Origin of the sequence: Pseudomonas sp. P867 (assembly GCF_019891455.1) — a bacterium.
Lineage (GTDB): Bacteria > Pseudomonadota > Gammaproteobacteria > Pseudomonadales > Pseudomonadaceae > Aquipseudomonas > Aquipseudomonas synxantha_A.
This window is the reverse complement of the sequence record NZ_JAFLXB010000007.1, coordinates 91,048-111,878: the sequence shown is the minus strand read 5'-3', so window position 1 is coordinate 111,878 and position 20,831 is coordinate 91,048. Positions and strand designations below refer to the sequence as shown.

The 20,831-nt window shown below is 58.1% G+C and carries 19 protein-coding genes and 2 pseudogenes; 8 read left to right on the top strand and 13 right to left on the bottom strand.

Translation table 11 applies throughout. From position 1 onward, the window contains the following. Positions 1-83 precede the first annotated feature (83 nt). Complete coding sequence (locus J1G33_RS14730) at positions 84-695, top strand: helix-turn-helix domain-containing protein (RefSeq protein WP_223018298.1); 612 nt, start codon at positions 84-86, stop codon at positions 693-695. On the opposite strand, the gene J1G33_RS14725 is transcribed toward J1G33_RS14730, so the two are convergent. After that, a complete protein-coding gene (locus tag J1G33_RS14725) occupies positions 682-828 on the bottom strand; it encodes a hypothetical protein (protein WP_223018297.1) in 147 nt (48 codons plus the stop codon). The genes J1G33_RS14730 and J1G33_RS14725 overlap by 14 nt on opposite strands. 170 nt (positions 829-998) lie before the next feature. Here J1G33_RS14725 and J1G33_RS14720 point away from each other — a divergent pair, with 170 nt between their 5' ends. After that, positions 999-1,997, top strand: coding sequence for an AraC family transcriptional regulator (locus J1G33_RS14720; RefSeq protein WP_248135792.1), 999 nt, complete (start codon positions 999-1,001; stop codon positions 1,995-1,997). Between the two features lie 3 nt (positions 1,998-2,000). Beyond that, positions 2,001-3,053, top strand: coding sequence for an AraC family transcriptional regulator (locus J1G33_RS14715; protein ID WP_223018295.1), 1,053 nt, complete (start codon positions 2,001-2,003; stop codon positions 3,051-3,053). Here the strand turns inward: J1G33_RS14715 and J1G33_RS14710 are convergent. From J1G33_RS14710 to J1G33_RS14700, 3 genes are read right to left on the bottom strand one after another with little or no spacing between them, the layout of a single operon-like run. After that, positions 3,044-3,199, bottom strand: coding sequence for a DUF1810 family protein (locus J1G33_RS14710; RefSeq protein ID WP_248135790.1), 156 nt, complete (start codon positions 3,197-3,199; stop codon positions 3,044-3,046). The two genes, J1G33_RS14715 and J1G33_RS14710, sit on opposite strands and share 10 nt — an antisense overlap. Before the next feature lie 12 nt (positions 3,200-3,211). Further along, positions 3,212-4,519 (bottom strand): HAMP domain-containing sensor histidine kinase, encoded by a 1,308-nt coding sequence (locus tag J1G33_RS14705; RefSeq protein WP_223018294.1) that lies wholly within the window; start codon positions 4,517-4,519, stop codon positions 3,212-3,214. Beyond that, positions 4,516-5,256 (bottom strand): response regulator, encoded by a 741-nt coding sequence (locus J1G33_RS14700; protein ID WP_223018293.1) that lies wholly within the window; start codon positions 5,254-5,256, stop codon positions 4,516-4,518. Before J1G33_RS14700 ends, J1G33_RS14705 begins: the two co-directional genes overlap by 4 nt. 304 nt (positions 5,257-5,560) lie before the next feature. Between J1G33_RS14700 and J1G33_RS14695 the strand changes: the two genes are divergently transcribed. Both J1G33_RS14695 and J1G33_RS14690 read left to right on the top strand, forming a co-directional pair. After that, on the top strand, positions 5,561-5,821 hold the full coding sequence (locus J1G33_RS14695) for a DUF2790 domain-containing protein (protein ID WP_116667504.1): 261 nt from the start codon (positions 5,561-5,563) through the stop codon (positions 5,819-5,821). A 30-nt stretch (positions 5,822-5,851) separates the two neighbouring features. After that, a complete protein-coding gene (locus J1G33_RS14690) occupies positions 5,852-7,063 on the top strand; it encodes a cytochrome c biogenesis protein DipZ (RefSeq protein WP_223018292.1) in 1,212 nt (403 codons plus the stop codon). Between the two features lie 99 nt (positions 7,064-7,162). Here J1G33_RS14690 and J1G33_RS14685 read toward each other — a convergent pair whose 3' ends face one another. The 6 genes and pseudogenes from J1G33_RS14685 to J1G33_RS14660 all read right to left on the bottom strand — a co-directional run bounded on the left by J1G33_RS14685 (position 7,163) and on the right by J1G33_RS14660 (position 13,367). Next, entirely contained in the window at positions 7,163-8,581 is a 1,419-nt protein-coding gene (locus tag J1G33_RS14685; protein WP_223018291.1) for an aldehyde dehydrogenase family protein, read from the bottom strand. Between the two features lie 187 nt (positions 8,582-8,768). Continuing rightward, on the bottom strand, positions 8,769-9,545 hold the full coding sequence (locus J1G33_RS14680) for an alpha/beta hydrolase (protein ID WP_223018290.1): 777 nt from the start codon (positions 9,543-9,545) through the stop codon (positions 8,769-8,771). 25 nt (positions 9,546-9,570) lie between these two features. Beyond that, positions 9,571-10,080, bottom strand: a pseudogene (locus J1G33_RS14675) (cytochrome P460 family protein). A gap of 24 nt (positions 10,081-10,104) precedes the next feature. Continuing rightward, positions 10,105-11,178: an alpha/beta hydrolase gene (locus tag J1G33_RS14670; protein ID WP_223018289.1), complete on the bottom strand. Its 1,074-nt coding sequence runs from the start codon at positions 11,176-11,178 to the stop codon at positions 10,105-10,107. A 62-nt stretch (positions 11,179-11,240) separates the two neighbouring features. Continuing rightward, positions 11,241-12,608 (bottom strand): annotated as a pseudogene (locus tag J1G33_RS14665) (epoxide hydrolase family protein). A 258-nt stretch (positions 12,609-12,866) separates the two neighbouring features. Further along, a complete protein-coding gene (locus J1G33_RS14660) occupies positions 12,867-13,367 on the bottom strand; it encodes an Lrp/AsnC family transcriptional regulator (protein WP_032875302.1) in 501 nt (166 codons plus the stop codon). A 119-nt stretch (positions 13,368-13,486) separates the two neighbouring features. On the opposite strand from J1G33_RS14660, the gene J1G33_RS14655 reads away from it, so the two are divergent. Both J1G33_RS14655 and J1G33_RS14650 read left to right on the top strand, forming a co-directional pair. Beyond that, positions 13,487-14,521 carry a histone deacetylase family protein gene (locus J1G33_RS14655; RefSeq protein WP_032875300.1) on the top strand — a complete coding sequence of 345 codons (1,035 nt, stop codon included), beginning with the start codon at positions 13,487-13,489 and terminating at the stop codon, positions 14,519-14,521. Between the two features lie 105 nt (positions 14,522-14,626). Beyond that, positions 14,627-16,057 (top strand): amino acid permease, encoded by a 1,431-nt coding sequence (locus J1G33_RS14650; RefSeq protein WP_223018288.1) that lies wholly within the window; start codon positions 14,627-14,629, stop codon positions 16,055-16,057. Between the two features lie 129 nt (positions 16,058-16,186). On the opposite strand, the gene J1G33_RS14645 is transcribed toward J1G33_RS14650, so the two are convergent. Both J1G33_RS14645 and J1G33_RS14640 read right to left on the bottom strand, forming a co-directional pair. Next, the gene (locus J1G33_RS14645; protein WP_223018287.1) at positions 16,187-16,795 is read right to left on the bottom strand and encodes a dTMP kinase; all 609 of its coding nucleotides are present in this window, start codon (positions 16,793-16,795) and stop codon (positions 16,187-16,189) included. A 149-nt stretch (positions 16,796-16,944) separates the two neighbouring features. Beyond that, positions 16,945-18,666 carry a hydrogenase maturation protein gene (locus J1G33_RS14640; RefSeq protein WP_223018286.1) on the bottom strand — a complete coding sequence of 574 codons (1,722 nt, stop codon included), beginning with the start codon at positions 18,664-18,666 and terminating at the stop codon, positions 16,945-16,947. A gap of 207 nt (positions 18,667-18,873) precedes the next feature. Between J1G33_RS14640 and J1G33_RS14635 the strand changes: the two genes are divergently transcribed. Beyond that, positions 18,874-19,779, top strand: a complete 906-nt coding sequence (locus tag J1G33_RS14635; protein WP_148853229.1) for a LysR family transcriptional regulator — start codon at positions 18,874-18,876, stop codon at positions 19,777-19,779. Position 19,780: 1 nt separating this feature from the next. Here the strand turns inward: J1G33_RS14635 and J1G33_RS14630 are convergent, their stop codons facing one another. Continuing rightward, positions 19,781-20,710, bottom strand: a complete 930-nt coding sequence (locus J1G33_RS14630; protein ID WP_032875291.1) for a cupin — start codon at positions 20,708-20,710, stop codon at positions 19,781-19,783. Positions 20,711-20,831: the final 121 nt, after the last annotated feature.

Here is a 20,831-nt window from a genome sequence, read left to right as displayed (position 1 = left end):
CTACTTTGCAAACTCTAATGAGTCAACATTGTCTCATATGAGAATATTGTGATCCCTGTATAAACATCGCTAAAGGCGTGGTGATGACACCCAATTCCCATGATGAACAAATGCTCAAGTCGCTGACTATGGCGGTTGTCAATCGCCCCCGGGCGACAATGAAAGAGCTGGCGCAACTGGCGGGCATGAGCAAAGCGACCCTGCACCGCTACTGTGGGACACGGGAAAATCTAGGGCAGAGACTGGAGGAGTACGCCGAAAGTACGCTCAATCTGATTATCCGCAGCGCCGGTTTGCAGCATCTGCAGCCCTTGGACGCGCTGCGTCGATTGATCCGCGAGCACTTGGCTCATCGCGAATTGCTTGCCTTTCTTATGGCGCAATACCGCCCAGACTTCCTCGACTTCGAACGGGGTGACACACGCTGGCAGTTTTACCTGGCGGCGCTAGACGAGTTCTTCCTCAGAGGTCAGCAAAGAGGACTGTTTCGCATCGACATTAGCGCAGCGATTTTTACCGAGCTGTTCATCACCCTGGTCTACGGCTTGGTGGATGCCGAACAGCGCGGGCGTGCAGCCAACGCCGAGTCGGCCCGAACGCTGGAGCAAATGTTCCTGCACGGAGCACTCTCTAGTGGCGAGTTTCGCGAGCACGCCTCTGTTCAGGAGAACGCTTCAGTCCTCAGAAATGCGTGAAGGCATCGCTGATGCTGGCAACCGGCGGGTGATTGGAATGATGAACAACATTGTGGTCAGCGGGCCGTGGCTGAACATACAGCGCACCCGAAATCAGTGCGATCACCAGCAAAGCGAACAGAAACCGACGCATCGTATCCCTCCATCGTCCAGCCTTGGGCCGAACGCAGGTCTTTTGTTATTGGTCGTTCGAGTGTGGTCTCGGGACAAGGGTGAAAGCTTTGCATATCGCGCCAGAGATTTTGCATATCGTGCCAATACTTTTCAGGCCAAAGGCTGTATTTCATTCGAGAGGCTCAGATGATGTCCACAGTGCGTGGTGTTGCTTTGCTTGGTTTCAAGGCGTTTGCTACCAGTCAGGGGATTGATCCGGTTTCGGCGCTGGCGGAGGTAGACCTGCCCGAAGAGCCGCTGAACGCTCAAATATCCGGCGCGCAATTCAATGCGTTGGTCCAGTTATGTGCGTTACGGTCGAGCAATCCCTTGTTCGGCTTACAGTTAGGCTTGCACCAAGGCACGCAAAGTCTAGGCACTCTGCTGTACGCCATGCGTAACGCGGCCAATGTGGGCGAGTCGCTGAATCTGCTGACACGCTATTTCCATATACACAGTGACGGCGCACTAGTGCGCCTTGAACGCCGAGGCGGTAGCGCCCTTCTTGTGTACGAAGTCATTGACGGTACGTTGGCCTCAGTACGTCAGACAGTGGAGCTGGCGATGGGAGTTGCCGCATGCTTGCTCCGCGAACTGCTGGGGCACGCCTGGAAACCGAGAGCTCTGATGTTGCGCCACAGCGCTCCGGCCAGCCGCATTGCCTATCGCACGCTGCTGGGTGTCCCTCCGCGCTTTGACAGCGCCGTCAATGCCTGGGTTTTCGATGAGTCGTTACTGGCCAGACCTCTCGGAGCTACAGACGTCAGGTGTCAACTATTAGCCCAGCAACAAATCGACGAGTTAGCGCGCGTAACACTGCAAGAACTTCCGTCGTATGTGCAAAAAAGGCTATGCAATGAGCTTGCCAATGGTCCGGTCACACTTCGCGACATGGCCAAGTACATGATGATCAGCCCGCGCACCTTGCAACGCTATCTTCGGGCACAAAACACGCGATTTCAGGAGCTGCTGGACGAAACGCGCCAGACGATGGCCGCACGCTACCTCTGCGACTCATCGATCAGCCTGACACAGGTGGCAGGTATGTTGGGTTATGCCGACCTGAGCACCTTTTCCCGGGCTTTCACGCGCTGGAATGGCGTCAGCCCGCAGAAGTGGAAGCAGCGCATGCAACAAACTCTTGGGTAAAACATGGCGTCCAATCCATTCATTCGTGCAATCAGTCTGGCAGGGTTCGATCAATTTGCCCGGCGTCAGGGTCTGGACCCGAGCCGTATACTGCGACAGGCCTCTGTGCCTGCGATGTCGCTGCAGCGCCCGGAAGATATCCTCTCCTTCCAACAATATTGCAGCTTGTTGCAAATGTGCCAGCAGCGTTCGAATAACGCATTGTTCGGCCTGGAATTCGGGCTCCACCAAGGTGTCGACGTCTTCGGTGATATGTTTTTCCTGATCCACAACGCTCGAACCATCGGCGATGCATTGCTCGAGCTGCGCGCGAATTTCGGGCTGTACAACGGCGCAGCACAGGTTGATTTGGAGGTTGTGAAAGGCGTCGCGTTGCTGAGCTATCGAACCGATGAGATGTCGATTGTCGGATTGCCTCAAGCAGAAGAACTGGCGTGTGGTGTCGGTTTAAAACTGATGCTCACGTTGGCCGGGGATCAATGGCAACCTGAGGCGGTAATGCTCCGTCATCCGCCTCTTGCCGATGAGTGGGGCTATCGCCAGGCACTGGGTATCACACCAACGTTCTCAGCAGCGCATACGGGTCTGCTATTTGACGCATGCGTGCTGGCGCAACCACTGGATCGCGCCAGCGAAGCATTACATCAGATTTTCGCTAGACATCTATCAGGTATAGAGCGCTTGTCGACAGACGCGATACCTGGCTACGTCAGGCAATTGCTGCGTAACTTGTTGCCCAGCGGACGTGCAACGATCGACAAGGTGGCCGATTGCATGGCAGTCACCCCAAGAACCTTGCAGCGCCACTTGGCTCAAGAAAATACGTCTTTTCAGCAGTTGCTGGATGAGACTCGCCAGCAACTGGCGCGCAATTACCTGCTGGTTCCGACAATCAGTCTTACAGACGTGGCGCATCTGCTGGGTTACGCCGATGTCAGCACTTTTTCGCGGGCGTTTCGTCGCTGGTTTGGTATGTCTGCGCTTGAGTGGTGCAGGGAGTCGGGGGTGAGCAGGCAGCCTTTATTGATGGCTAGCCGGATAAAGGATCAGCTTTGAGCGGAGCGACCCAGCCCCTGCAATGGATGGAAGACGAACCACATCCAATGGCTCGTCTTGCGGCCCGCGCGCAGCTCGTCCATGCCTCGATTGAACACCAGGCGCTGAGCCTCGACGAAACGGGGAAGATTGAACGTATCCTGCATGATTGGCGCCTCCTACGATAAGCGCGTCGGTAATCTCAGTTCAGCGCACAGTCCGCCGCCTTCGCGATTTCTCAAGGTGAGGGTGCCGCCGAGGGCTTGTGCCAGTTGCTGGGCGATAGCCAGGCCCAGGCCCGTGCCGCCGGTGCTGCGGTTGCGCGAATTTTCCACGCGGTAAAATGGCTCAATCACACGGGCCAGCTCCTCTTCGGCAATGCCGGGACCACGATCCATCACGGTCACCGAGAGGCTGTCGCCCTCCTCCGGCTCGACCCGCAGCTGCGCGGCACCGGCGAATTTGAGCGCGTTATCCGTGAGGTTTACCAGCACTCGGCGCAGCGCGTGGGGCCGCGTGTGAATCACTGCGTTGCTTTTGCCGCTGAGCCGCACGTCCTTGCCCATGTCCTGGTAGTCGAACACGAGGCTGTCGAGGAATGAATCAAGATCGGTACGGCGGCTTTCCTCGGTGGCGCCATGCACGCTGCGGGCATAGGCAACGCCTTCACGCACCAGATGCTCCATCTCGCCGAGGTCATTCCACAATTTGTCTTTGTCGCCGCAGTCGTCCATCAATTCGGCACGCAGCTTCATGCGCGTGATCGGGGTTTGCAGGTCGTGGGAAATCGCCGCCAGCAGTTGCATGCGTTCTTTCAGATAGGCCGCAATGCGCGCCTGCATGGCATTGAAGGCGATGGCCGCGTGTGCGACTTCGGTCGGGCCTTGTTCATCCAGATGCACCGGGTGAGTATTAGGATCGAGGTTCTCCACGGCCTGGGCCAGGCGGGTCAGCGGGCGTATGGCAATGCGCACAGCCAGCCACGCGCATAGAATCATCAAGGCCAACTGGCCCAGCAAAACCACCGGCAGCCACGGCGACAATGGCACCATCGAGGGGCGCACGTCGATGGTCACCGGGCTGCCGTCGGCCAGTTTAAGATGGACCTGGAAATGTTTGATAGGCCCGGGAATGTCTGTCACGGTCATCGGGTAATCCTTGCCGATAGCCTCCTTGATCGAGGTCACTGCAATCGGCGTGTCACGCAGGGCGGTGCCTGGCGAGCCTTCGTCGAGCAAATAGCGGTAATTGCGTCGATCCAGTTGTTTCAACCAACTCATGCGTTCCTCGGCGGGCAAGCGATCAAGGATGGCAATGGACGTCGACACATCGGTTTCCAGGTTACCGAGCATGGTGTTTTTCGCGGTTTCGTAACGCTCGTAATACTGCACGCCGAAGGACAAGGCCTGCGCGAGGGTCAGCCCTACCAGAAAGATCAACGACAGCCGCGAGATGAGGGTACGAGGCCAATGCAGCGAAGGCTTCATGCCGGTGCTCCAAGCACTTGCACCGGCAGCGAGAAGACATACCCCTCGCTGCGTACGGTTTTGATGTAAGCCGGCTCGCGGGCATCGTCAAGCAGGCGTTGGCGCAGGCGGCTGACCAGCAGATCAATGGAACGGTCGAACAGGTCGGCGTCACGGCCCTGGGTCAGGTTGAGCAACTGGTCGCGATTGAGTACTCGTTGCGGATGGTCGAGGAACACCCGCAGCAGGCGATATTCAGCGCCGTTGAGGGCGACCATGGTGCCGTCCTCATCAAGCAGATGGCGGGCGGAGGTGTCCAGGCGCCAGCGCCCGAACCCCAGCAACCGTCCGGTTTCGGTAACGACCAGGTTGGGCGGCAGCATGCGCGTACGGCGCAGCACAGCATTGATGCGTGCCAGCAATTCACGGGCGGCGAACGGCTTGACCAGGTAATCGTCGGCGCCCATTTCCAAACCGATGATGCGGTCGGTTTCGTCGTTGCGGGCGGTCAGCATCAGCACCGGCGTGGCCTTGTGTTTGCCGGCGCGAATGTCGCGGCAGAGCACCAGGCCATCGTCGCCGGGCATCATGATGTCCAGCACGATCAGGTCCACCGGCGTGGCCTCGAGAAACGAGCGCATCTGGCGGCCATCGGCAACCAGGGTCGTGCGCAGGCCGTTCTTCTTCAGGTAGTTGCCTACCATCTCTCGAATCTCACGGTCATCGTCCACGATGAGGATGTGATCAACGTGTTCCATGGGCCAAGCCTCTGTCATTGGAAATTGCGGCTCAGTCTATAGAGGCTGAGCCCGTTCGCCCGCGGCGGTTTGTATTGCAGTGTATCTGCTGTGGCGAAGGATACATGCAGAGGCAAAAACAACAATTTCCTAGGTTTTGTATGGCTGTGTATCGGGACGGGGTCCTGATACGAACCGATTTATCCGCGCCTGTTTTTGACACAGGCGAGATACCTCGCGGGCTTCTAATGAGCCACATCGAGGCCAACCCAAGCGCCTCGGCTCAACTGAACGACCCAACCCTTGAAGCCTTGAGGAAACGACCATGAACACCAATACCCTCTATGCCACTTGCCTGTTTGCCGCCCTGAATATCTGCACCTTCTCGGCCCGCGCCGAAGCCGACGTCACGCCGCAAACCTACACCTACGGCACGCATCTGGACATCCAGAAAGTGGTGGCATTGACAGAGGATGCCGGGGCGGCCTGCGGCATTGTCGATGCCCAACTGACCTACCTGAATTCGCAGGGCAAGACCGAGATCCTGAACTACCGCAAATTTGCTGAGTGCCACAGCGATAACTGAGCCCGGCCCACATTTCATCAGGAGACCCTTATGTTCCTCATCGCATTCCTGGGCGGCTTATTGACCGTCCTCAGCCCTTGTATCCTGCCGGTCGTGCCGTTTCTGTTCGCCGGTATCGACCGCACACGCTCCTCGATCCTGCTTACCCTTGGTGGCATGGTCCTGACCTTCGCGCTGGTTTCCAGCCTGGCCGTGGTCAGCAGTGAATGGGTGATTCAGGCCAACAACACCGGGCGTCATGTGGCACTGGTGGTGATGGCGCTGTTTGCCTTGTCGCTGATCTCGGCGCGAATCAGTGGCTGGCTGGCCAGCCCGTTCGTGTTACTGGGCAATCGCCTCGACCCCAAGACGCGCAAAATGTCCGGGCCGCTGGGTTCGCTGATGATCGGCGTCGCCACCGGCCTGCTCTGGGCGCCGTGCGCCGGGCCTATCCTCGGTGTGATCCTGACCGGCGCCATGCTGCAAGGCGCCAATGCGCAAACCAGCCTGCTGCTGGTGGCCTACGGCCTGGGCAGTGCACTGTCGTTGGGTACGCTGATTTTCGCCGGACGCGGTTTAGTCAATCGCCTGAAGGCCTCGATTCCGGTCACGGGTTGGCTGCGGCGCGTCACCGGTTTTGCGGTTCTGGCCGCAGCGCTGATGATTTCTACCGGTGCCGACAAGACGCTGTTGGCCGGGGCGTCGTCCGAAGGCGTCAGCGTGCTGGAAAAAGGCGTGCTGCAAAGCGTCCCCAAAGTCGTCGAATACCTGGTAAGCAAGGCCAAGGCCGAACCCACCCTCGACAACGCCCAAGGCCCGATGCCGTCGCTGTCCGGCGCGGTGGAATGGCTCAATTCGCCCGCACTGACCAGTGAATCGCTCAGAGGCAAAGTGGTGCTCGTCGATTTCTGGACTTACGACTGCATCAATTGCCAGCACACCCTGCCTTACGTGAAGGACTGGGCGCAGAAGTACGAGAAGGATGGCCTGGTGGTAATCGGCGTCCACACCCCGGAATACGGTTTTGAACGCATCATCAGCAATGTCAGGGATCAGGTGAAAAAGCTCGGCATCACTTACCCGGTAGCCATCGATAACAACTACGCGATCTGGCGCAACTTCGATAACCAGTACTGGCCTGCGCACTACCTGATCGACGCCAAAGGGCAAGTGCGTTTCACCCACTTCGGAGAAGGTCGCTACGAGACGCAGGAAAAGATGATTCAGCAACTGCTGCAGGAGGCGAAAGCCCCAGCCGCGTAACCCTTGAATATCCATGGCCCCCAGGCAACGCGCTGTGGGCCATTAGCTTTTTCTCCTGCGGCCTGGGTTGCGCGACCACCCTCTCCCGCCCACCCAAGGCTAATCGGACACGATGCTTTTGGCCTCAAGAAATGCTTGCAGCCCAAAGACTCCAAACTCCCGGCCGACACCGGACTGCTTTACCCCGCCGAACGGCGCCAGCAGCTCTGGCGAAATTCTGTTGATCAACACCGAGCCGGCCTGCAGCTGGGTCGCCAGGCGTTGGGCACGTTCCGGTTGCCGGGTAAATACATAAGCCTGCAAACCGTAGAGACTGGCATTGGCAATAGCGATCGCCTGTTCTTGCGAGTCATACGCAATGATCGATAGCACCGGGCCGAAAATCTCCTCTTGCGCGATGTCCATGTCATTGCTGACGTCGGCAAAGACCGTAGGCCTGACGAAGTAGCCCCTGTTCAAGCCGGTCGGCCTGCCCTCCCCGCCGATAATCAACGTCGCGCCTTGCGCCTGCCCGCGGCGGATGAAAGCTTGTACGCGGTCGAATTGGGCGCGATTGACCAGCGGCCCGAGAGCCGTGGCCGGATCCTGCGGATCGCCGACGACCATCGCTTCAACCAGGCTTTTGACGCGCTTGATAATGTCCTCGGCGTGCGAGCGTGGCACCAGCAGACGTGTGCCAGCGACACATGCCTGACCGTTGTTCATGAACGCAGCATTCAGAGCCAGGGGAATGGCGATGTCGAGATCGGCGTCATCCAGGATGATAGAGGCCGACTTCCCCGTGAGCGACAGGCTCACTCGCTTCATGGTCTCGATTCCGGCACGTGCAATAAGCTTTCCGGTAGCGGTGGACCCGGTAAATGAAATTTTCGCGATGAGTGGGCTGGCGCTGATTTCGTCACCCACATCACTGCCGCGTCCCAACAGAATGTTGAAAACCCCATTGGGCAACTCTGCGCGGTGCAACGCTTTGGCGAGCACGGTGGTTTGCAAGGGGCTCAACTCGCTCGGTTTGATGACCGAGGCACAACCCGCCGCGATGGCCGATGCCAGTTTGCTGCATATCGTCCCGGCGGTGCTGTTCCAGGGGGCAAACAGCGCCGCGACTCCGACCGGCTCCATCACCACGGTAGCGTCACCGACCGAACGACTCAGGTCGAAGTGTTTCAACACCTGCGCCGCATTGGCAAATGACTGCGAAGCGTAGCGACTGACCCATTGCGCACGGGCAAACGGCGCACCGTACTCTTCGATGGCGGTATCGCGAATTTCATTCGTGCTCGCCAGCACGGCAGCCTGCAACTGCTCGAGCATGTCGATACGCTCGGCCTTGGAGGTGCGGCCCATCGCGACTTGAGCATGCGAAGCCGCCGCGATAGCGCGCCTGGCATCTTCACGATCAGCCAGGGTGAGCGTACCGATGACCGCCTCGGTAGCCGGATTGATGCATTGCACCGTTTCATTGCCCTGAACGGGAACGAATGCTCCATCAATGTAACTGTGATTGATCTTCCACATCGTGGCGTACCTGATTGATTGCGGTTGCCCGCGATAAGCACAACGCCCGGTATGCCCAGGCGTTGGCAGCGTCGAATACCCCTCTCCCGCGTTCAGCGTTGCACACGTTCAAAACGAATCCCGCCGGGCGCCGTGTAAAACCCACCTCGGCATAGAGCGCTGAAAACGCCGCTTCGCCCTTGGCGTGTTACTTCGCGGTGGCGGCTTTTTCGATGAGGCGGGCAACCGGTTCCGGGTTCGAAACCATCACGACATGGGAAGCGCCCTTGACCACTTCCACGGCTTTGGCAGCGGCGCGCTTGGCCATGAATGCCATGGCTTGCGGGGGAATGTTCTTGTCCTTGTCGCCGTAGATGTACCAGGACGGAATATGCTTCCAGGCAGGGCTGCCGGATGCTTCGTTGAGCGCCGCTTCCGTTACCGGGCGTTGGGTGGCGGCCATCAATGCCGCCTCTTTCGCGGGGACGTCAGCGGCGAACTGGTTGTGAAATTTGTCCTGCTGGATGTACAAGTCCTTGCCCCCATCGGCCAGCGGTACAGGCGCAGCCAGCGTTGGACCCAGCGTGCTGCCCGGGAATTTGCCGGCCAGCCCGGCGACGGTTTCCCCGGCCTCAGGTGCAAACGCACTGACGTAAACCAGGGCTTTGACGTTTGCATGATCGTTGGCCGCATCACTGATAACGTTGCCGCCATAGGAGTGGCCGACCAACACCACCGGCGAATGAATGCTCGTCAGCAATGCCGAGATTGCCGACCCATCGCTCTTTACACCGCGCAATGGGTTGGCAGCGGCAACCACCGGGTAACCGTCCTTCTCGAGAATCTTCACGACACCATTCCAACTCGACGCATCGGCAAAGGCGCCATGTACGAGCACAATCGTGGGTTTTTCAGTTTGCGACCAGGCGTGTGTCGCCATGCCCAGGCTGACGGCGACGGCCAGTGCGGTTAATACTTTTTTCATTGTTGACTCCGGATTTGACGGGAAATCAGGGAGCGAAGCGCGTGAAGACAAAGTCGTGATTACGCACTCGCGCCTGGTGACAGGCGAAGCAGGTTTGGTGTTGGGCTTCATCGGCCGGTTTACCGTTGATAAACCGCCCGAATCCCTAACCACCGGTTGCTGCATATTTTTTCGAGTCCTTAACCATCACCTGCACGGTCGTGGCCGGCCCCGGGATGGACGCCGGCTCGAATTCCGGGGACTGCACATGTTTCCAGGCCAGCTTTACCAGCACCGTGCCATCAGGGAACGGCAGCGTTGAATCCTGATAAGCCTTGATGGCCAAGTCATTGCCCACCACGGCTCGCAGCTCGTTCAAGGGGGCCGCTTCCTGCGCCGGGGCAATCAGCGGCCATAGGCGGTAGTTTTCCGGCAATTTCACGCCATAGATTGGTGAGGCGTCGCCAGTACTGGCGCCGCCCGAGGCCACACCGGTAGCGCTCAACGCTGCGATTGCAATGGCAGCCGACATCGCGGCCAGAAATTTCAGCTTCATTCTCGCCATCCTCTCAGCCGGTTTTCAAAGATGATCGGCGTCGATCACCGCCTGGGCGAAGGCTTTCGGCGCTTCCTGCGGCAAGTTGTGGCCTACACCACCGGTGATCAATCGGTACTCATACTTGCCAGTGAAGCGCTTGGCGTACGCTTCGGCAGGTGGGTGCGGTGCGCCGTTCGCATCACCTTCCAGGGTGATGGTCGGCACGCTGATGGATGGAAATGCCGCGAGTTTCTTCTCCAGCGCATCGTATCTGGCCTCGCCCTTGACCAACCCCAGGCGCCAGCGATAGTTGAAAATCGACACGGCCACGTGATCAGGGTTTTGCAAGGACGCCGCGCTGAGCTCATAAGTGGCGTCGTCGAAATTCCACTGTGGCGACGCCAGCTTCCAGATGAGCTTGGCGAAGTCATGGGTATTTTTCTCGTAGCCCAGGCGCCCGCGCTCGGTCGCGAAGTAGAACTGGTACCACCACTGCAGTTCGGCGGCTGGCGGCAATGGCGCCTTGCCAGCCTCTTGGCTGCCTATCAGGTAACCGCTCACAGCGACCAGGGCTTTCACTCTTTCCGGCCACAGTGCCGCAACGATATCTGCAGTACGGGCGCCCCAGTCAAACCCACCCAGTACCGCCGTCTTGATCTTCAGCGCGTCCATGAAGTCGATCAGGTCGGTCGCCAGCGCAGCGGGTTGACCATTGCGAACTGTCTTGGCCGAGAGAAAATGCGTATCGCCATAACCACGCGCAGAAGGGATCAACACTCGATATCCCTTGTCCGCCAAAGCAGGAGCGACATCAGCGTATGCGTTGATATCGTAGGGCCAGCCGTGCAACAAAATGATCACAGGGCCATCGGCTGGGCCGAGTTCCGCGTAAGAAACGTCCAGCAGCCCCGCTTTCACATGCTTAAGAGCACCGAGAGAGGTGTGAGCTCCCGGCGTGATAGCCCCAATGGTGGACGCGGGCACATCAGCCGCGCTGGCTTGGGAAAAACCGACAGCTACCGCTGCGAATTGCAGCACCGCTGCTGCCAACAGCGATGGGGCAAGACCCCGCAGGCGGCTGGATTTATTTTGATTGTTCAGCAAGGTCATCTCCATGGTGTTTCTCCGTAGCGAGCCGCCGAATAGCGGCCCGGTGTGTTGGCTGGATTGCGTGTGAGCTACTGGGCTGTCTTCGTTGCGCTCAGCTTGGCGCGCAGCGGCCGGAAGGCCTCCCGCAACTGTTCGCTGAACAATTGAGGTTGCTCCCAGGAAGCGAAGTGGCCGCCCTTGTTAACCTGGCTGTAGTAGGAAAGTGATGGGTAAGCGCGTTGCGCCCAGCTTTTTGGCGCCTGATAAATCTCGTGCGGGAAGACCGTGATCGCCACCGGCACCTTGATGCTTGCGGTGTTCTGCGCGGCAGCGCTGAAATTGTTGTTGTTGTTTTCCCAATAGAAACGCGATGACGATGCGCCCGCGTTCGTCAGCCAGTACAGGCTGATATCGTCCAGCATCTCGTCACGGGTCAATACCCGTTCAGGCTGGCCATCACTGTCCGTCCACGCGGCGATTTTTTCGTACATCCACGCCGCAGTGCCGGTGGGCGAATCGGCCAGCAGTTAACCGATAGTCTGCGGGCGCGTAACCATCATCGCGCCGTATGCTGCATTGCGGCCGAAGAAGGTGCTCAAGGAATCAAACGCCTTGCGTTCAGGCTCAGTGAGCCCGACAGGGGCCGGCTCGCCGCTATTGATCGGCTTGACCAATTCGGGCGGGATGGTGGCCGGCATGTTCAAGTGAATGCCCAACAGCCCCGGCGGATTCAGGCGGCCCAATGCATCCGATATGACCGAACCGTGATCTCCGCCCTGGGAAACATAATGGGTATAACCCAGACGCTTGACGAGCACATCCCAAGCCTTCGCGACTCGATCCGGCCCCCAACCCAATTCAGTCGGCTTACCGGAAAAACCGTGTCCCGGAATCGATGGAATGATCACGTCGAACGAATCTTCAACCTTACCGCCGTAAGCAACGGGATCCGTCAGCGGGCCGATAGTCTTCAGGAACTCAAACTGTGAGCCAGGCCATCCGTGTGTCAGAAGCAGCGGCATCGCGTTGGGGTTTGGCGAGCGAACATGGATGAATTGAATATCGACGCCGTCGATTCTCGTGATGAATTCAGGCAGCGCATTGAGCTTCGCTTCGGCCTTGCGCCAGTCATAGCCGCTGCCCCAATACTTCACCAGCGCCTGGACCTGGGCCAACTGCACGCCTTGGGAAACGTCGTTGACGGTCTCTTTGTCCGGCCAGCGGGTCGCCGCAATGCGCTTTTTCAGATCGGCCAATTGAGCTTCATCGACGTGAATTCGATAAGGTCTGATCGATTCGGGACTGGTCGAGGCCGAGCTGGCAACTGACACATCGGCGGCCGGGCCAGCAGCCCAGGCACCACCGCTGCCGGTTATCAGGGCCAACCCCAAAACACCCATTCTCACGGAAGAAGCCAGACAATGGCGCCAGGTGAAACCGAACGTGGCTGCAGGCATTTTGAATTTCCTATAAGTCATTGGTCGACAACGTCGCGAAACGCGCAGAGATAGCCGCGAGTTAAATGAGTCATCCATTGGAGAAGGTTTGCGCCTTCTCGATGGGTTCATTTAAAGCCCCGCTGGTATCCCGTATGTGTCATCAACCGACTTAAAAGAATCGCTGTGTATCTATCCAAAGCGCAGATACAAAACGATACAAATGCACCAATCGCTGTTAAAGACAGGGTTCCACTTTGTGATCTACCCCCTGCCCATTCACGCCTTGATCGATTTGGGTATCGCGATACGGCTACTGGTCTTAATTTCGCGTAAAGCCAGACTGGACTGGATGGACGCAATACCCACCTGATGCCTGAGCACCTGCTCGATAAAATCACTGTAGCTATCAAGGTCCTCTGCTAACACTTGCAGCACGTAATCGGCATCCCCGGTGATCTTGTGACAGGACAACACTTCAGGCAGTTGAGCGATCACCGCCTCAAAATCATCGGGAGCGTGGTCGGCGTGGGTGGAAAAACGGATGTGCACGAACGCCATGATATCCAGCCCCAGCATTCGTCGATCAAGGTTCGCCTGATAGCCTTTAATCACGCCCGCCTCCTCCATTCTCTTACGCCGCCTCCAACAAGGTGTCAGGCTTAACGACAAGCGCTCACTGAGCTCAGAGTTGGAAATACTCGCATCCTCCTGCAGCAACGCGAGAATCGCCAGGTCGGTGTCGTCGAGACTGATGCGTTTGGATGTTTTTTTCTGCATTACGTCATTCCTGAGTAAAAACGCCCGAATAATCCAGTAAACCACGAAAACAAAGCAAAGAAAGCGCATCAGAGCCGGAACAGAATATTTGCACTGGCTCACATCAACGGATGCGCACAATGTTTACAGTTTTCAGTGATTCCCACCGTTTGCACCACGGCACCGAATTGAAAGACGGCGTGCTCAAGCCGTCCTTCGAACAGCCCAGTCGGGCCGATACCGTCCACAATCGGGTCAAACAGGTAGGTCTTGGCCAGATCATCGAACCGCGGGCATTTGATCGGTCGTGCTATGTCAACGCGCACAGCGAGCGCTACGTAACTTTTCTGGAATCTGCCTGGTCTGAATGGTGTGCAACCGGGCGCACCCACGACGCCTTGCCGCTGGTATGGCCAGTGCGTGATCTGGCCAACGAGCAAGTTCCGAGTTTCATCGACGGCAAGCTGGGTTTCTACGCCATGGACGCCGGCTCCCCCATTACCGCCACCACCTGGCAAGCGGTAAAAACCAGTGCCGATATCGCGCTGACCGGACTGGCGCTGATCGATGAAGGTCACGACAGCGCCTTTGCCCTATGCCGCCCGCCCGGCCATCACGCAGCACGTGAATACATGGGCGGCTATTGCTATCTGAACAACGCAGCCATTGCCGCACAGCAGGCTATTACCCGAGGCGCCAAGCGTGTCGCGGTATTGGATGTCGACTTTCATCATGGCAACGGTACCCAGAATATTTTCTACGGACGCAGTGACGTCATGTTTGTCTCGCTGCACGGCGAACCGGCGGTGTCCTATCCGTACTACTCAGGCTACAGCCACGAAGTCGGCGCTGGTCACGGCGAAGGTTACAACCTGAACTATCCGCTGCCGAAGAACACCTCTTGGGAAAGCTACCGCAACGCCTTGCTCCACGCCTGCAAGAAACTTCAGCAATTTGCCCCTGACGTGCTGGTTATTTCACTGGGCGTCGACACCTTCAAGGACGACCCCATCAGCCACTTTTTGCTTGAAAGCGAAGACTTCATCGGCATCGGCGAGCTGATAGCCGGCGTGGGCTGCCCTGCCCTGTTTGTGATGGAAGGCGGGTACATGGTTGATGAAATCGGGATCAATGCCGTCAATGTGCTGCATGGTTACGAGAGCAAACGGGCCTGAAACTCCGCAAACCACTACCGTCAGTAGCCATTACATCTCTATCAAGGTCACGTGATTCCCACTTTTCTACCAAAACTCAAAAACATAAAATCAAGAGGTTTTGTAATGAAATCGACTCCGTCCGAACGGGTTGAACAGCCCGCGCTGCAGCGCACGCTCAGCAATCGTCACATTCAGTTAATGGCCATGGGAGGTGCTATCGGGACAGGCCTGTTCATGGGGTCCGGGAAGATCATCGCCCTCTCCGGCACGTCGATCATCCTCATCTATATGATCATCGGTCTGTTCGTCTACTTCGTCATGCGTGCCATGGGCGAAATGTTGCTTTCCAACTTGAACTTCAAAACCTTTGCTGATTTTGCCGGTGCCTATCTTGGCCCACGTGCAGCATTCTTTCTCGGCTGGTCATATTGGCTAAGCTGGAGCGTTGCAGTGATAGGTGATGCAGTTGTGGTGGGTGGATTTTTTCAGTATTGGTTCCCTGATGTACCCGCCTGGATACCGGCCATCGGCATGCTGATAACACTGTTCGCCTTGAACGTGCTGACTGTCAGGCTCTTCGGTGAAGTGGAGTTCTGGTTCGCGATCATCAAAATCATTGCCGTCGTTGCCCTGATTGGCGTGAGCATGGTGCTGATTGCCAGCTCCTTTGTCTCACCCAGTGGCGTCACTGCGTCCCTGAACCACTTGCTGGATAAACAGGGCGCATTCCCCAACGGCTTGTTCGGTTTCTTTGCCGGGTTTCAGATGGCGATTTTCTCATTTGCGGGCACCGAGCTGATCGGCACCGCAGCCGCCGAAACGCGCTCCCCCGAAAAGACCCTGCCTAAAGCCATCAACTCGATTCCGCTCAGAATCATCTTGTTTTATGTGCTGGCACTGGCCTGCATTATTGCAGTGACTTCCTGGCAACAGGTTTCGCCCAACAAGAGCCCCTTCGTCGAGCTGTTTCTGGTTGCGGGGTTCCCCGCAGCAGCCGGTATCGTCAACTTTGTGGTGCTGACATCCGCCGCCTCATCGGCCAACAGTGGCGTATTTTCATCCAGTCGGATGCTGTTCGGGCTGGCCAATCAGGACAACGCTCCGGGGATTTTCCGGCGTCTGTCGAGCAACAGCGTGCCTCTGCTGAGTTTGGCGTTCACCACCTTGTTGATGCTGCTGGGCGTGTTGTTGCTGTTCATCGTTCCAGAAGTCATGACCGCGTTCACCATCGTCTCTACCGTGTCAGCAATTCTGGTGATTTTCACTTGGTCGACGATCCTCGCGTCGTACATTGCCTATCGCAACACTCGCCCTGACCTGCATGCAAAATCGACCTACAAGATGCCTGGCGGCGCGCCGATGGCCTGGTTCTCTTTGGCGTTTCTGGGCTTTGTTCTTTGTCTGCTGGCATTGAGACCAGACACCCGAATTGCGTTGATGGTCATGCCGGGATGGTTCCTATGGTTGGCAATTGCTTACCAGCTGACCTGTTCCAGAAAACCCAAGCCCGCTGACAGTTCGGCAAATCAATACAAACGCGAAGGATTGGTTTAAGGGCTATGGCTTACCTCTCTCGTACCTCCTGGCGTGGAACTCTAGGGGGTACGAGGGAAACCTTATTGAAGCTACTGATGTGTCGCAGCCGTTCTGTTTTTAGCCTAGCGCCCTTCATGTTGAATTCGATCAAAGGACTTTATATATCTGCGAAACCACCCGCCTCATCGCCTCCTCAATCGTCCCTTCATTGCGACACATCACCCACCCCTGCCCCACAGCCGCCCGTTCAAACGCCTCGGTACACACAACCTGCTCCTCCAGCTTATGCATCACCGTACTGCTCAACCCGCGCCGTCGTGTCGTTGCCCTCGCCCAGGATATTTGCGCAGTGGTGACAACCCCCACATGCAGATCCGGCACTTGCACCTGTCGATCAAGGTTCAGCGCAAGGATATCTTTAAACGGTATCAATCGACGAAACGCCGCATCGGAGGGGTACCAACGGTCCATCAGGATGATGCTGTCAGGTGGCTGGGCAGCCAGTACGTGCCGGGTAATCCAGCGACGGCTGTCGGCAAAGCGTTCACACACCTCAAGTTCCAGATCCCGGCTGGGATCTCTGGCGAATGTGTTAACCAGAGCCATCGTTTGCGCTCGATAGGGATCGCTCTTGCGCTCGCACAGGCGGACAACCTTTTTGTTGTCGGCCCTCAATGCTGTCGTAACGGCCTCCAACAGCGTGGTTTTGCCGGTGCCCTTGGGCCCATCCAACGAAATAAACAGCGCACGATTCATACGAGCGCTGCGTTATCGTTCAGGTTGTGCAGTTCCATGGGGCCTCTGGTCTGAGCGTTTGGGCGAATTGGCCTCCATTATGGGGAACCCTATTGCCCAATGCGAGGCTGGGCCCTTCACGCGTCGACCGTAGAGGATCGGTCAGCCATTCAGCATTCCGGGACTTCGGCCTCGTACGTCACCGCCCAGGGCGCGATCAAGCGCTGCGGGGTCTGGCAGGTTTTGCGTTTAAACACGAAGTTTCGGCACTTTTCGGCAAACTGTTGGCGGTTTTGCACCATATCCAACTGCATCTGTACCAGCTCATGTTCGCGGCAACGTTCAACCTGCTGACTATCCAGCGTGGCTTTACGGGTGCGTGCGTACAGATACTTCTCATCGGTCAGCGCGCTTTGGGCCTGTTGAGAGAGCCACAGATCAAAGGCGTGTGGGCAGCGTGGGCCGATGTCCTGAACCATGCCGTGCTGCAAGGCCTGGACGGCACTGACGGGCAGGCACTCTTCGGTGAGCTTGTGCGCGATCTCACTGCCTACGGCTCGGGGCAGGCTGTAGGTCCAGTATTCGGAGCCATAGAGCCCCATGGTTTTGTAATGCGGGTTGAGCACTACGCCCTCACGTGCCAAGACAATATCAGCGGCCAGCGCGAGCATCACGCCGCCTGCGCCCGCACTGCCGGTCAGGCCGCTGATCACCAGTTGCCTGGCGGTTAGCAGCTCCCGGCACACATCGTCGATGGCTTGAATATTGGCCCAGGCTTCCAGCCCCGGCACTTTGGCGGCCTGGATGACATTGAGGTGTACACCATTGGAAAAGCTCCCTCGCCCGCCCTTGATCAACAACACTTGGGTGTCTCGCGCCTTGGCCCAGTGCAATGCTGCCACCAGTCGTTGGCATTGTTCGGTGCTCATGGCGCCGTTGTAGAACTCGAATGTCAGTTCGCCGACGTGACCGGCCTCCCGGTAGCGAATCGGTTGATAGGCCAGCGCATTGAAGCTTTGTTGCGCGATCGAGCTGTTCAACACCGGAATGTCAGCCAGTTGTTCAGCCAAGACATGGCGAGCCGGCAGCTTGAAGGTCTCCTCCCCTGGCTGGGCCTTGCGTTTGAGCGAGCCGATCCACAGGCTGTGATCCCCTGCTGCCACCAACACGGCGTCGTCCTGTACCGCGAGGATGTCTCCCGGGGTGCCCTGGCGTGAGTCCAAGTGCGCGTCGTACAGGTAATATTGCCCGCCCAGCAGGCTTGCCAACACCCCGGGTTGGCCGTCGGCGGCGTCGATGCTGCGCTTGATGAAGCTTGCGCAATCGAACCAACTGAAGGTGCGGTCAGCCTGGGTCATGTTCGGCTGCAACCGCCCGATAACGCTAGGTTGCGTGTAGTCGAGGGGCTCCGGGACGAAGCCATTGGCGAATTTTTCCACCACGTCGCGGATGCAGACGATCGCCGCGTCACTCACCGGGCCGTTGTACAGCTCGGATTTGCGTACATCGGCGGGCATGTCGAATTCACAGGTCGACCAGATCGGCCCGGCGTCCATTTCCTCCACGGCCTGCAGGGCCGTGACGCCCCAGCGCCGGACCTGCTGGGTGATGGCCCAGTCCAGTGCGCTGGCGCCACGGTCACCGACGATGCCGGGATGGATGATCACCACCGGGCGCTGCGGGTGGCTCCATAGCTGCTGTGGTACACGGTCCTTCAGGAATGGGCAGATCACCAGGTCGGCGCCTGACGCCTCGACGTGGCGACACACCGTAGTTTCATCGGTGAATACCACAACGCTGGGGTCGTGACCCGCCTGGCGCAAATCCAGCCAGGCCCGCTGGGTCAAACCGTTGAATGCCGAGGATAACAACAGGATCTTCAATGATCGCATGGCTGACTCTTCCTTGAGATTGGGCGACCAGAGGTGCTCCTTGAGCCGTCCCTGGCCTTTGATGGAAGCCCAAGGTTATAGAGCGTGGCAGCAGCGTTACCTGACCAGGATCAAGCTTGTGCCAGCAAATGACGATAGTTACGAGTTGACAGCGCCCTGCAAACTTCAACAACCTGCCAACTTTCCTGCCCTGCCCCGAGGCTGCCCTTGGACTATTTCAGTGCCCTCACCGCCTTCGTCGAAGCTGCCGAAGGCAATAACTTCTCCCGCGCAGCCGAGCGTTTGGGGATCAAGGCGTCCACGGTTTCACGCTATATAAAGGATCTTGAGCAAGACCTGGGTATCGCGTTGTTCAACCGCTCCACGCGCACCTTGCACCTGACCGAAGGCGGCCAGACCTTCCTGATGCACGCCCGCAGGGTGCTGGATGAACTGGAACACGCCAAGGCGGCGACGTCTGCGTTGAACCAGCAGCCCAGGGGCTTGTTGAAGCTCAACCTGCCGCCGGCATTCGCCCGCCATCACATCCTTCCAGCCTTGAAGGACTTTTGCGCGCGCTACCCGCAAATCAGTGTGGAATTGGTATTGGATAATGCTCAGGTCAACCTGATTCATGCCGGCGTCGATCTAGCCATACGCATTGGCGCGCTGGCCGATTCGACGCTCAAGGCCCGCAAACTCTGCGATGGCCATTACCGTGTGGTGGTCAGCCCGGCTTTTGCCAGGCAGCACCCTGCACCCTCAACCCCTGCCGACCTCGCCGGTTTGCCCGCGGTGTTGGGTACGCTGCCTACGGGCGCTATCAGCTTTGACTGCGGCGACCAGGTATCACCGCTGCTGCACAACGGCTGCATTCGGATAAATGATCTCGACGCACAACTGATCGCCGCACGCCAGGGGCTGGGCTTTGCCCTTTTGCCGGATTGGTTGGTCGCCCAGAGCATCCAGGCCGGCGAGTTGCTCGTGTGGCTGCCGCAATGGCAAATACGCGATGTCGAGCGCGACTTCGCCGTGTGGTTTGTCTACCCGCCCAAGCGCATCGTGTCGTCCAAGGTCAGGTGCTTTATCGACTTTATCGTTGAGCGACTGGGCGAAACGCCTGAGTGGACATGACTCAACTGAAACGAATATCCAGGGAGCGCAGATAGGTTTGCAGCCCTGCGTCCTGAATCGGAATCAGGAACGCCTCGGTGTCCGATTCATTGAAGTGCGCGTGCCAGTACCCCGGCGGCGTGACAAATGCCAGGCCAGGCGACCAGTCCACCCGCTGCGGATTGCGGATCTGCCCGTCCGCGTCCAACTCGGTGCCCACCAGCGAGTAACACCCCGGCGGGCAATCAATAATGAAGTCCAGCGCAATCGACTGATGCCGGTGAGGTTTCTGTACCGAGCCTGCCGGCAGGATCCCATACATGGCCCACAGCACATGGGTCACGGTGCGCGTCTGGGGGAAATTGCGGTTGCCCAGCAAAATGCTGATGCGGCTGCGGTCTTGCGCACGAGGATCGTCGGCCGCTTCACGCAGCTTGGCGTTAGCCAGTTCTGCGGGGTACAGCGTCGGTGCGAAGCGGTCTGCGCTGCGTGCCACCCCCAGGTAACGCAATAACGGTTCATCGTGCACGTAGTAAAGACGGGCATCCTGGCGGGCGCTGAAGTGTGCTGCCTGCAAGCCAGGCAAGGCCATAAAGCAACCTTTTGACCATTGAATCTCATGTTCGCCCTGAACCACGCTGCCCTCGCCGGCGATCACGTAGAACACCTGGGACGTCGCATTGGGTTGCACGGTCAGCGTGTCGCCACGGTTAAGGCGCATGAAATTCGCGCACAGCCCGGGGCCTGTCGCAGGGCCTTCGCAGCCCAAAGCGTCGCTGAGGTCCAGCGGTACCACGCGTGAAGGGCCACTGTCGTATAACGAGGCGGGAAAGCTGTGGTAGGGAATGCGCGCAATAAGGTTGGCACTGATGGGGTTGGCCGCTTTGCTGTACTCGAAGTACTCGGCGTCCATTTGGTTTATATCCGTCGGCACAGGGTTGAATTCGTTCATCAGGCTCATCTCAGTTTTTGGCTGGAGCCCGCAGCGCTTTTAAACGCTGCGGTGTGTGAATGAACTATAGGCAGTGCGCGCAGGCGGATTAATCCCTGGTACTGCACAGCAGTTATGCGAA

Bases quoted from the DNA above. Each gene is read 5' to 3' on its own strand.
- J1G33_RS14720 (WP_248135792.1), top strand. From the start codon at position 999: ATGTCCACAGTGCGTGGTGTTGCTTTGCTTGGTTTCAAGGCGTTTGCT.
- J1G33_RS14650 (WP_223018288.1), top strand. From the start codon at position 14,627: ATGAAATCGACTCCGTCCGAACGGGTTGAACAGCCCGCGCTGCAGCGC.
- J1G33_RS14640 (WP_223018286.1), bottom strand. From the start codon at position 18,666: ATGCGATCATTGAAGATCCTGTTGTTATCCTCGGCATTCAACGGTTTG.
- J1G33_RS14730 (WP_223018298.1), top strand. From the start codon at position 84: ATGACACCCAATTCCCATGATGAACAAATGCTCAAGTCGCTGACTATG.
- J1G33_RS14660 (WP_032875302.1), bottom strand. From the start codon at position 13,367: ATGCAGAAAAAAACATCCAAACGCATCAGTCTCGACGACACCGACCTG.
- J1G33_RS14690 (WP_223018292.1), top strand. From the start codon at position 5,852: ATGTTCCTCATCGCATTCCTGGGCGGCTTATTGACCGTCCTCAGCCCT.
- J1G33_RS14630 (WP_032875291.1), bottom strand. From the start codon at position 20,710: ATGAACGAATTCAACCCTGTGCCGACGGATATAAACCAAATGGACGCC.
- J1G33_RS14710 (WP_248135790.1), bottom strand. From the start codon at position 3,199: ATGCAGGATACGTTCAATCTTCCCCGTTTCGTCGAGGCTCAGCGCCTG.
- J1G33_RS14725 (WP_223018297.1), bottom strand. From the start codon at position 828: ATGCGTCGGTTTCTGTTCGCTTTGCTGGTGATCGCACTGATTTCGGGT.
- J1G33_RS14655 (WP_032875300.1), top strand. From the start codon at position 13,487: ATGTTTACAGTTTTCAGTGATTCCCACCGTTTGCACCACGGCACCGAA.
- J1G33_RS14700 (WP_223018293.1), bottom strand. From the start codon at position 5,256: ATGGAACACGTTGATCACATCCTCATCGTGGACGATGACCGTGAGATT.
- J1G33_RS14670 (WP_223018289.1), bottom strand. From the start codon at position 11,178: ATGGAGATGACCTTGCTGAACAATCAAAATAAATCCAGCCGCCTGCGG.
- J1G33_RS14705 (WP_223018294.1), bottom strand. From the start codon at position 4,519: ATGAAGCCTTCGCTGCATTGGCCTCGTACCCTCATCTCGCGGCTGTCG.
- J1G33_RS14715 (WP_223018295.1), top strand. From the start codon at position 2,001: ATGGCGTCCAATCCATTCATTCGTGCAATCAGTCTGGCAGGGTTCGAT.
- J1G33_RS14695 (WP_116667504.1), top strand. From the start codon at position 5,561: ATGAACACCAATACCCTCTATGCCACTTGCCTGTTTGCCGCCCTGAAT.
- J1G33_RS14645 (WP_223018287.1), bottom strand. From the start codon at position 16,795: ATGAATCGTGCGCTGTTTATTTCGTTGGATGGGCCCAAGGGCACCGGC.
- J1G33_RS14685 (WP_223018291.1), bottom strand. From the start codon at position 8,581: ATGTGGAAGATCAATCACAGTTACATTGATGGAGCATTCGTTCCCGTT.
- J1G33_RS14680 (WP_223018290.1), bottom strand. From the start codon at position 9,545: ATGAAAAAAGTATTAACCGCACTGGCCGTCGCCGTCAGCCTGGGCATG.